This window comes from Candidatus Neptunochlamydia vexilliferae, from assembly GCF_015356785.1.
Lineage (GTDB): Bacteria > Chlamydiota > Chlamydiia > Chlamydiales > Simkaniaceae > Neptunichlamydia > Neptunichlamydia vexilliferae.
This window is the reverse complement of record NZ_JAAEJV010000061.1, coordinates 1-9687: the sequence shown is the minus strand read 5'-3', so window position 1 is coordinate 9687 and position 9687 is coordinate 1. Positions and strand designations below refer to the sequence as shown.

Below are 9687 nucleotides of genomic sequence, written 5' to 3'. Positions count from 1 at the left end.
GAGGAAACCAGGGCAATCTGGTTTCCTTACTCTTTCACTTTTTCCTGAACAACAAGCCCCTTATTTTTTTAAGTCTGCATACTTAGTTGGATGAAAGATGCGTCGGGGGCAAGCCCCCCGCTGCCCCCTTGAGCTTCAATCTGGCAAGCCAAATCGACCCTCCTCGGGGGGCCGTGCAAAGCACTGTTCCACCCCTCGTTCAGATCAATTTTGCAGAGCCATCTTGAAGCCGTGGACACTTCACGACGTAGCTTTTCTTCGCCTTCGGCTCCGAAGCTGTGTCAGTTCAGTGGATTTTTTTTGTTAAGCTGAAAGTCGAGCAAAGCGAATATGGTAAGTGGCTAAAAACCTGGAAAAAAAAGAGGCTTGTTCCTTGGTGAAAGATGTGCAAGGTTTTCTAGGAAAGAACCTTTCCAGTGAACTGACATGGCTTCAGAGCCGAAGGCGAAGAAAAGCCATGCGGTGAGCTGTCCGCGGCTTCAAAATGGCTCTGCAAAATCGCCCCGCACGAGGGGTGGAACAGTGCTTTGCACGGCCCCCCGAGGAGGGTCGATTTGGCTTGCCAGATTGAAGCTCAAGGGGGCAGCAGGGGGCTTGCCCCCGACGCATCTTTCATAAGACCAAAAATTGTTACCCTATTTTGAACCATGCCGAAAAGTGGCTACGTCAAGCAGCTTACTAAAGTCCCCACAAGCGATTCATAGGCCTTCCACTTCGAGAAGAGGAAGGCCCATTTATTCTCAGTCGATGTGCGGAACTTCCGCATCAGCAGCGGAATAAAGCTTTGTGCCGCCCCCTCTAAAAAACAGGTGTAGGCATCGAGCGTCTCAAGCTCCATCTGTGCAAAGATTACCTTCCCCGTTTCTGGATCTCGGTCTTCCCCTTTAATGCGCTCGAGCTCATCAAGGGCGATCTGAATGTACCCTCGTGCTTCAAGAAGGCTAGCGCGAAGGATGTCGAGGTGGGTGCTGACTTCGTCAGCGCTCACCTGCAGGGGATGGGTTTGGATCGCTTCGTGCACCTTGCTCCGGAGATCGGTGGGAGGAGAGAGGGGGCACTGTGCCAGGGGCATGTTTGGAATGTTTGTAAAGCCGAGCCCCCCGGAAGTGGCGTTAATGAGCTGGAGATGGGGGGTGTTTTTGGCAAAGGTGGCAATGGCTGAGGACTCCATCACCCACTTGATGAGGGTGTTGACTGGTTTTCCATAGATGTCTTTCCGTTTCAGGGTCTTTTCTTGGGGAGCTGTCGGGTCTGCGATAACCCCGGATGCGTAGGTCTTCCCTTCGGTAAAGGCAAGGTCAACACCAAGGAGGATAATGGGGCTGCAACCGAGGGTGGCAGCGAGCTCGATCGCGGTGGTGGTCACCGAAAGGGCTTCGATCGAAAACCCTTGCTGAAGGGGCGTTTGGCCCAGGCCGAGTTTTTCTTCGAGCCACTTTTCAAGGGGCCCTCCAGTGCCGGTGCTGAGGTAGCCGTGGGGACCGTTAAAGGTGTCAAAGATCTTGGGGTGGACACGAGGGGCATAGAAAAGGGGCATCTCAAAGGCGCGGCTATTTTCGAAGCGGGCGACCTCTTCTTCGTTGGGATCGATCGCGATTCCAAAGTGGGGGCGGATGTTGTGATTGCTAAGGGCGGTAATGGCTGAGCCTCCTGCAATGATAAGGGCTCGATCATCGAGGGTGCGGAGGGCTGTGATATCGTTTGAAAGAGAGGGGCCGGCGCCGCAGATGATGGCGGGGACGTTTTTAAACTGTCCTTTTAGCCCATTTCCATCGAAGGAGGTGTCCATGCGACGAAAATTTGGGACGAGGTTTTTGACAAGGTGGTGGTAATAGTACCGCTCTAAAAAGAGGGCATGTTGGATGGTGGTGAGGCGATGGAGCTTGAGGCGGATCCGGTAAAAACGGGACGTTTTTTCTGAAGAAAGCACGGCAATTTTTTCAAAAGGAAAGGACTCTGCACACTCCTCTAAAAAGGGGGTGAGCCTTTTGTTATCGAGATTGAAGCGGAGATGCACTTGGGGATGGTTGATGATTTCTCCGGCATGCTCGGTTTCTAAAAAGGCATCGAGCGCGCCGAGGTTTTCCTCTAAAAAAATCAGCTCTCTTTCGGGGTTTTCTAATAGCCATGTTTTTAAAGAAAGATAGGCTGTTTCATTGAGGCCATAGACATAGATCGCTTCAAGGTCTTGTTTGGGAAGGTCGACACTTTTGTCGCTTAAGGGGCATGGCTTAAAAGGGTGCACCCGGAGCAAAAACGAGAGGTTGGGATACCTCTCTTCTAAAAGGGCGGCCTTAACCACAGCGGACCTCCCTTTTTTTGGTCCCATCTGGCCAAAAAAGGGTCACCGTCCCCTCTAACTTCCCTTCTTTGTAGGGAAGGATCGAGCGGACCGCTCCATCCTCATAAAAGTATTCGTGGACCCCATGGGGAACCTGCTCTTTATGGGGCTCAGTGCTGTAAAGTTTTCCTGAGCGGTAGTAGCGGGTGGTCAGCTCTCCTCTTGCCTGAGCAAACTCTTTTGTCACCGATTGATAAAACAACACCTCTTGAAGTTTGGAAGCATTACCTTTAACTTGAAGCTGCGGTCCCCATACCCTCCATAAACGCTCGAGGTGGCGCTGGTAAAAAAGCTCCTCTCCGAGCTCATAATCGTGCAAAACGGGGTTCCGGTTTTCTTCTAGGGCTTTTAAGTAGTTGTCTAAAATACCCCTTACGCGCTGAACACTTGCATCCAAGGTTTTTAACTTGTCACTAGGGGGATTCAAGGGGGCTGCTGCAACCGCTTCCTTCACCTTCTTTTGAAGGGGAAGGGGTTTAAATGTAGGAAGAGGTTTGTTCGGAATTCCCTCCAGCTCGAGTCCCCCTTCGGAGCTATTGATACAGGGGACTTTTTTTGCAAATTCTTCTAGCCACTGCTTGGCCATAAAAAAGTCGGGGCGGGTTTTGACCACATTCCCCTCTCGGTCGGTACAATCGATCGGATTTTTCTTCCCATCGGGGCTGGTGACACATAGATCCATCCCCACAAAGTAGATGGGGCTGCAGCCAAGGGCGGCGGCAACGGCGGCAGCAAAGGTGGAAACGTTCCACCCTGCGTCACATTGGGGCAGATCGGTGAGCCACTCTTCTAAGGGAAAGGCTCCGCTATCGCCGACGCAAAGTTTGGGCCCTTGGTAGAGGGACAAAAAGGTGGCGCTCACCCGGTTTTGGTAAAAAAGGGGGGCTGTGAAGTAGTTGTGGCACGCATCGGGGTCAACAGCTGCGGCAAAGTGAATGGGCACCTCTGCTGCAGACAAGGTTTTGAGAGCTGAGCCTCCTCCAAAAACCAGAGCGCCATCACCCACTTTTTTTAGGGCAGGGATACTTTTTTCAAGAGAAGGACCGCCGCCGCAGATAATGGCGGGGACTCCTTCAAATTTTCCTGCGAGGGCATCAGCGCGCTGCCCCTTTTGAAAGTTGGTAAAAACGTTGGTGAGATCAGGGATCCCAAAGTCCCGGTAGGTAGCAAGGAGGAGGTGCTCTTCTAGGTTGTCCATTCGACAAGCTCTTGATAGGTGGGGAGATGCTCCACAACTCTTTCATCTTTTTCCCACTGCAACATAAACTCCCCTTCATTGGCAAGGCAAATCAGTGGCGCTCCCACAAAGCTATTGTAACCTGCAATCTGGGCAAGCATCTTTTCTTGGATGGGGATGCTTTTACATTCGATGAGGAGGAGAGGGCGGAGGGTTTTTGATTCGAGGCAAAGAATATCGAGGCGGCGGCGAGGCGCTCCCTCAGGAAGCCCCTTTTCAACAACGATGGTATGGGGAGGATAGCCCAAACCGATCAGGTGATTTAAGATTTTCTGCCGAACGATTTCTTCGGGGGTTGCCTCAACCCATTTTTTCCGAATCGGGTCAAAGACCTGATTACGCTGGGGACATGACACCATAGCTGCCGTCACGTCTTCGGTAAATCACCTTAAGCGCTTGCTCTTCTTCGGAGCGGTAGACCATGAAGTTATCGTTTGAAAGCTCCATTTTCATCACCGCCTCTTCTATGGTGAGTATTTTTAGGGGGCGCCTTTTTTGCTTTATCACCTTGGGAAGGGCGTAGGCCTCTTCAACAGCGCGGTTATTTTCATCGATGATCTCTTGGCTAATCTCTTCGATCTCATGTTCGGCATGCTCAAGGACGTTCACCTCCATCTCGGTCACTGACACACCCTTCGCGTGGTGGTCCTGGATCCGGCTCTTCCACTTTCTGAGCTTGGTGTAGAGCCGCCCAAAGGCCTTATCGATCGAAGAGTAAAGGTCTTCAGTGATCGCATGGACTTTAATCTTGAAGTGGGAAAACTTCATGATGATATCCACCGAATGGTTGAGCTTTTGAACATCTAAAGACACTTTGATGTCGATGATGTGGGTCGAAAGGGACTCGATCTTTCCAATTTTTTCTTCCACATAGGCACGGATCGGATTCGTGATCTCAATGTGTTTCCCCATGATGGAAATGGTATATTCTTGGTCATCAAACTTCTTCGTATTGTCACTCATATGGTACCTCTTGATTGACCCCTCATCCTAACAGATCGAAAGATTTTTTCTCCAAAAAAATCTCCCTTACGGTATTATTCTCCTATGGATTTACCTTCACTGCTGATTAGAAAACATCGGGGCTGCTACCTCAAATATCTCTCTTGGATCCACGCTATTGAGGTGAAGACCATTGTAGAAATTGGGGTCTTCCGCGGAAAAAATGCTCAGGTCCTTCGGGAACAGTTCCCCGATGCCCACCTCTATCTGATCGACCCTTGGAAGCCTGACCCCCACTACCTTCAATCGGGAAGTGCTGTTTCCGACTTGGAAGAGACCTATGCCAAAGCCTTCCGCCGCGTCCAAACCCTTTTTGCCGATGATCCAAAGGTCACCTTGATTCAAAAAATGAGTCATGAAGCGGCTCCCCTCGTTCCCGATAATGTGGATCTTGTTTTTATCGATGCAAACCACGCTTACGAAGCAATTCGTCAAGATATTTTGACGTGGAAAGAAAAGGTGCGTCCCGGGGGAATTCTCTCAGGACATAACTACGGCCGCCCCCGCCTTCCAGGCGTGAAGCAAGCGGTCGATGAGCTCTTTGGGGAGGAAGCTTTTCTAGGACAAGATGAGGTGTGGTTCTATCTTACTACCACCTAAAAAATTCGATATGTACAGGCCTTTCAAAGCCAATCGGATTGTCTATGTTGATTTTAAGACTAATCCTCCAGGGGCCTTCAGGTTCTAAATTTTTGATGATCTTTTCTTTTTCTTCATAAGAAAGTTCTGCAAAAGTTTTATAGGTTGGATAATTAGGTTCTTGCTTTATCGCTCTTGCCTCACAAAGCATTTTGAGCTTCTCTGTATTAGATGCCGTCTCCACTACAATATCCTTTTCATCAATGGTTGATGTGCCTTGCCAAGGCTCATCCTTAACTTCGGCTTTAGCAACGACTCTGCCCTCTCTGCGCAAAAAGTGAATGCGTCTTTCTGCCTTAGCATGAAAATAATGATAGGTCTCAATCAGCCCCGGTGGCAACTTACCTTCAGTTTTTTCTGTGGAGCTTTTATAAAAAAGGAGGCGATCCACCTTTTCATAAGAAGGGTCGCTCCCTATTGTATTATGGGGCTCAATCGCCCACTCTTTAAGTTTTAGTATTTTAACCTTTTTTTGCAAAGAAACCTCACCAAAATTTTTATTTAGGGGGTATTTAGCTACTTCTCCTGTTTTTTTTGCCTTTATAAAGATCTCTAGATTCTCATCAGCTGTCGCTCCTTCAATAACCATAGCCTTTTCACCAAGCTTTCCGATTTGTTTCCACTTTCCGAGAGCTTTGACTTCTACCGTAGCGGTGACTGTCTGATTGACCTCAAAATTAATCCTTCTGTTGGGACTAATTCCAGACTCATGGAAGTAAAAATGTTGGATGGTGTTAGATGAAGCCATGGCAGCGCTCATTCATGAAGGGCAAAAAGCGCACCGAAGAGGACTCGAACCTCTAACCACCTGATCCGAAGTCAGGTACTCTATCCAATTGAGCTATCGGTGCAGACAGTCCATTTTACTTAAAATTAGGAATAAAATGCAAATCTACTTTATTCTTTGATTGAGATGAATGAAGAGCGAAGCGAAGGGATTGTCCTGAGGGCTATCCCCCATAAAGAAAACGATCGTATTTTGACCCTTTTTACCCCCGGTCGGGGGGTGATGAGCCTCTATGTCCGGGGGCTGTCGCGGACCCGCCCAGCGCTGGTGAACCTCACGACCCCCTTATGCCGCGCCGAGTTCGTCTTCCGCAAAGGGCGCTCCGACCTCTACCGCTTCATCGATGGAACCATTTTGGACATGCACCTCCCCTTGCGGAAGTCTTACTCCCTTTTAGAAGTTGGATCAAAGATGGCGCTGACGATTTTACACTCTCAGCTTCCCGGAAAAAGTTCTGAGAGACTTTATGCCCTACTCACTTCTTTTTTGAAGGCGCTGCCAAATGCTTCCCATCCCAAAACCTTATGGGCAACGTTTCAGCTCAAGTTTCTCAAAGCTGAGGGGCTCCTTGCCCTTGCGCCTACCTGTCTAAACTGTCAAAAAGCTGCCGCAACGCGCGTTGTCGATGGAGAAAGTCGGTGTGTAAATTGTAGTAGCGGAATGTCCTTTCCCTTTTCTCAGGAGGAGTGGGAGCAACTTTTGCTCCTCTTTCATGCCCGGCAATTCCAGCCCCTCCTAGACCTTGAGCTTCCCCCTTCTTTGCTTAAAGGGATTGAAACACTTGCACCTCTACATTGACTGTGCTATAGCCCGAGGTATGACACTTCTTCGAACAGAAAGCTACATCAATGGAAAGTGGGTAAAGGGAAAAAAATCGTTTCCTGTCTTAAACCCTTTTAATGGAAAAAAGATTGCCGATGTCACCGAAGTGGGAACCAAAGAGGCCCAAGTGGCGATCGAAGGGGCCCACAAAGCATTCCAATCGTGGAGAGAGGTGAGTCCCAAAGAGCGGGGCGCCCTTCTGAAACGGTGGGGGACATTGATGGAGGAAAACTGGGAAGAGCTTGCCAAACTTCTCACCGAAGAGCAGGGAAAACCTTATGAACAAGCCACCCATGAACTGATGGGAAACCAAGGCTTTTTCGAGTGGCATGCCGCAGAAGCTGCTCGAATAACCGGTCTAACGATAACGTCGCCTGACCCCAATCGTCGCTTCATGACCCTCAAGCAACCTGTCGGCGTGGTGAGTGTGGTCACCCCCTGGAACTTCCCTTCCGTTTTGGTGATCCAAAAGTGTGCTCCTGCCCTTGCTGCCGGTTGCACCGTTGTCCTTAAACCAGCTGAAGACACTCCCCTCTCTGCTCTAGCACTCGCTGTCCTTGCTGAAGAGGCGGGCTTTCCCCCTGGCATTTTCAATGTGTTAACCTGCAAAGATCCCACCGAAGTGGGTTGCGAACTCACCCACCATCCCCTCGTCCGCAAATTGACCTTTACCGGCTCGACCGAAGTGGGAAAAAAACTCATTAGCGCTTCGAGCACTAAGGTGAAAAATGTCACCATGGAACTCGGCGGAAACTGCCCTGCCTTGATCTTCGATGATGCCGATGTCGACAAAGCGGTGCAAGGAACCTTCTGGTTTAAGTTTTACAACGCCGGGCAGTGCTGTAACAACATCAACCGGTTCCTCGTTCACAAAGATGTCTACGACTCCTTTGCCAAAAAGTTCCAAGCGATGATGGAAGAACACCTCCGTCTCGGCGATGGAATGGACCCCAACACCGTGGTGGGACCTCTCATTAACGAAGAGGGCATTGCCAAGTGTGAGGCACTCGTCGATCAAGCCCTTTCCAAAGGGGCAACCGCCATCCTTGGCGGCGCACGCAGCAAGATGGGCCCCCTCTTTTATGAGCCCACCCTTCTCACCGATGTGACCCCCGACATGGATCTTTACTCCAATGAGATTTTTGGTCCCGTTGCCGCCCTTTACCGCTTCTCCTCCGAGGAGGAAGCGATTCAAATGGCTAACGATACGAACTATGGCCTCGCTGCCTACCTCTTTAGTGAAAACATCGGCCGCACCTGGCGGGCCTCTGAAGCACTCGAAGCGGGCGCTGTGGGTGTGAACACCACCGATGTAGTTGCTGAGACGCTCCCCTTCGGCGGCTGGAAAGAGTCGGGTCTCGGGAGGGAAAATGGGGTGCGCGGCAGTCTGGAAAACTACTGCGAAACGAAGTCTCTGATCATTGCTGGTGTGAAGTCTTAACACCCCTGATTACTACCTATGAAGGGATTTTCGATTTTTTTTCAGGTTCATGGGGGCACAATGACCACATACTTGTCTAAAGTAGGGGTTATTGTGCCCATCTGTACCTGGAGAAAAAGAAAAATTCAAGCAGTTGATAGTAGGTAGCAATCAGGGGTTTCAATGTAAAGCCGCTTTACATCTTCAAAAGATATGCGAAAGGGGGGACTTGAACCCCCAAGAGGTATTACCCTCACTACCACCTCAAGGTAGCGTGTCTGCCAATTCCACCACTTCCGCAAAAGTTAGGAATAGGTTACCATACCAATAAATTAGAATTGAGGCAAGCTTTGAAGTTTTTATTTGTGGGTTTGATTAGGCTTTACCAGTGGACGCTTGGCCCTTTTACCCAGGGACAGTGCCGCTTCCACCCCTCCTGCTCGGAATATGGAATCGCTGCATTTAAAAAATATGGGGTCTTTAAGGGAAGCTATTTGACCATGCGCCGCATCTTGAAGTGCAACCCATGGCACTCCGGAGGGTGTGACCCTCTTCCGTGATCTAGCGGAGAGCCCTTGACCTTTGTCTCCGTAACATTGAAGGAATGTTTTTCTTTCTCGGAGCTCTCCACAAGTCAACAGCCATCTGAGCATTCAACCAAAAGTCAGGAGTTGTTTCAAAGCTTTGGGAAAGCTTTAAAGCCATTTCAGGGGTAACACGAGACTTTTCATTCACAATGCGGTTAATGACTTTGACATCACAACCAATATGCTCCGCCAGTTCTCTTTGAGAAATTTCTAAAGGAACTAAAAACTCCTCATGCAAAATTTCACCAGGTGTTGTAGGTTTCCGTCGCATCTGTTTCATATTACCTCCTCAATGATAATCAATGATTTGAACATCATAGGGCTGGACATTCCATCGAAAGATAATCCGCCACTTTTGATTTATCCTTAGAGCCAATTGCAAAATTACTGATTAATCGATTTTTGGAAGATTTTTGCAAATTTTGCCGTTTGATGCAAAATCACATACCCTTTAGGGTAGGGTGTTTGCATCAAACGGCAAAATTTGTGAAAAGAGCCGAAAAGCGATCATCAGTAATTTTGCAATTGGCTCCTTATACTATAATAACCTTTTAAATCTCCCTTCAAAGCTTCTAAATGATTGTTCGGCGGATTCTTTAAATCTCTGAGGCTTATTGCATAATCAAGCATATCTAGCTTTCGCTGTGCAATTCTCTTGATCGAAACCCAACCTGATTTTTTAGAAACCTGTCCCAAGTTAAAAAATCGGCCTTGTTCACCTTTACAGGTAAAAAGTTCGCACATTTATCGGTGGTATCTTTCATCCAACTAAGTATGCAGACTTAAAAAAATAAGGGGCTTGTTGTTCAGGAAAAAGTGAAAGAGTAAGGAAACCAGATTGCCCTGGTTTCC

General features: G+C 48.9%; 11 protein-coding genes and 2 tRNA genes. 4 read left to right on the top strand and 9 right to left on the bottom strand.

The window, feature by feature from the left end; genetic code table 11:
* Positions 1 to 661: 661 nt before the first annotated feature.
* From NEPTK9_RS08115 to hpf, 4 genes are read right to left on the bottom strand one after another with little or no spacing between them, the layout of a single operon-like run.
* Positions 662 to 2302 (bottom strand): 6-hydroxymethylpterin diphosphokinase MptE-like protein, encoded by a 1641-nt coding sequence (locus NEPTK9_RS08115; RefSeq protein WP_194848333.1) that lies wholly within the window; start codon positions 2300 to 2302, stop codon positions 662 to 664.
* Positions 2295 to 3539, bottom strand: coding sequence for a 6-hydroxymethylpterin diphosphokinase MptE-like protein (locus NEPTK9_RS08110; protein ID WP_194848332.1), 1245 nt, complete (start codon positions 3537 to 3539; stop codon positions 2295 to 2297). The genes NEPTK9_RS08115 and NEPTK9_RS08110 overlap by 8 nt, the downstream gene beginning before the upstream one ends.
* On the bottom strand, positions 3527 to 3949 hold the full coding sequence (locus NEPTK9_RS08105; protein ID WP_194848331.1) for a type I restriction enzyme HsdR N-terminal domain-containing protein: 423 nt from the start codon (positions 3947 to 3949) through the stop codon (positions 3527 to 3529). Before NEPTK9_RS08105 ends, NEPTK9_RS08110 begins: the two co-directional genes overlap by 13 nt.
* Positions 3915 to 4541 carry a ribosome hibernation-promoting factor, HPF/YfiA family gene (gene hpf, locus NEPTK9_RS08100; protein ID WP_194848330.1) on the bottom strand — a complete coding sequence of 209 codons (627 nt, stop codon included), beginning with the start codon at positions 4539 to 4541 and terminating at the stop codon, positions 3915 to 3917. The genes NEPTK9_RS08105 and hpf overlap by 35 nt, the downstream gene beginning before the upstream one ends.
* An 84-nt stretch (positions 4542 to 4625) precedes the next feature.
* Here hpf and NEPTK9_RS08095 point away from each other — a divergent pair, with 84 nt between their 5' ends.
* Positions 4626 to 5180 (top strand): class I SAM-dependent methyltransferase, encoded by a 555-nt coding sequence (locus tag NEPTK9_RS08095; protein WP_194848329.1) that lies wholly within the window; start codon positions 4626 to 4628, stop codon positions 5178 to 5180.
* Here the strand turns inward: NEPTK9_RS08095 and NEPTK9_RS08090 are convergent.
* Complete coding sequence (locus NEPTK9_RS08090) at positions 5170 to 5808, bottom strand: hypothetical protein (protein WP_194848328.1); 639 nt, start codon at positions 5806 to 5808, stop codon at positions 5170 to 5172. The two genes, NEPTK9_RS08095 and NEPTK9_RS08090, sit on opposite strands and share 11 nt — an antisense overlap.
* A 188-nt stretch (positions 5809 to 5996) precedes the next feature.
* Positions 5997 to 6070 (bottom strand) — tRNA-Arg (locus NEPTK9_RS08085).
* Positions 6071 to 6132: 62 nt separating this feature from the next.
* On the opposite strand from NEPTK9_RS08085, the gene recO reads away from it, so the two are divergent.
* On the top strand, positions 6133 to 6804 hold the full coding sequence (gene recO, locus NEPTK9_RS08080; RefSeq protein ID WP_194848327.1) for a DNA repair protein RecO: 672 nt from the start codon (positions 6133 to 6135) through the stop codon (positions 6802 to 6804).
* Positions 6805 to 6823: 19 nt separating this feature from the next.
* Positions 6824 to 8269 carry an NAD-dependent succinate-semialdehyde dehydrogenase gene (locus NEPTK9_RS08075; RefSeq protein ID WP_194848326.1) on the top strand — a complete coding sequence of 482 codons (1446 nt, stop codon included), beginning with the start codon at positions 6824 to 6826 and terminating at the stop codon, positions 8267 to 8269.
* Between the two features lie 193 nt (positions 8270 to 8462).
* Here the strand turns inward: NEPTK9_RS08075 and NEPTK9_RS08070 are convergent.
* Positions 8463 to 8548, bottom strand: a tRNA-Leu gene (locus NEPTK9_RS08070).
* Positions 8549 to 8598: 50 nt separating this feature from the next.
* Here NEPTK9_RS08070 and yidD point away from each other — a divergent pair.
* Entirely contained in the window at positions 8599 to 8808 is a 210-nt protein-coding gene (yidD, locus tag NEPTK9_RS08065; protein WP_194848325.1) for a membrane protein insertion efficiency factor YidD, read from the top strand.
* A gap of 1 nt (position 8809) precedes the next feature.
* Here yidD and NEPTK9_RS08060 read toward each other — a convergent pair whose 3' ends face one another.
* Together NEPTK9_RS08060 and NEPTK9_RS10050 are read right to left on the bottom strand one after the other, a co-directional pair.
* Complete coding sequence (locus tag NEPTK9_RS08060; RefSeq protein WP_194848324.1) at positions 8810 to 9115, bottom strand: HigA family addiction module antitoxin; 306 nt, start codon at positions 9113 to 9115, stop codon at positions 8810 to 8812.
* Between the two features lie 230 nt (positions 9116 to 9345).
* Positions 9346 to 9579 carry a type II toxin-antitoxin system RelE/ParE family toxin gene (locus tag NEPTK9_RS10050; protein WP_194848323.1) on the bottom strand — a complete coding sequence of 78 codons (234 nt, stop codon included), beginning with the start codon at positions 9577 to 9579 and terminating at the stop codon, positions 9346 to 9348.
* Positions 9580 to 9687 lie beyond the last annotated feature (108 nt).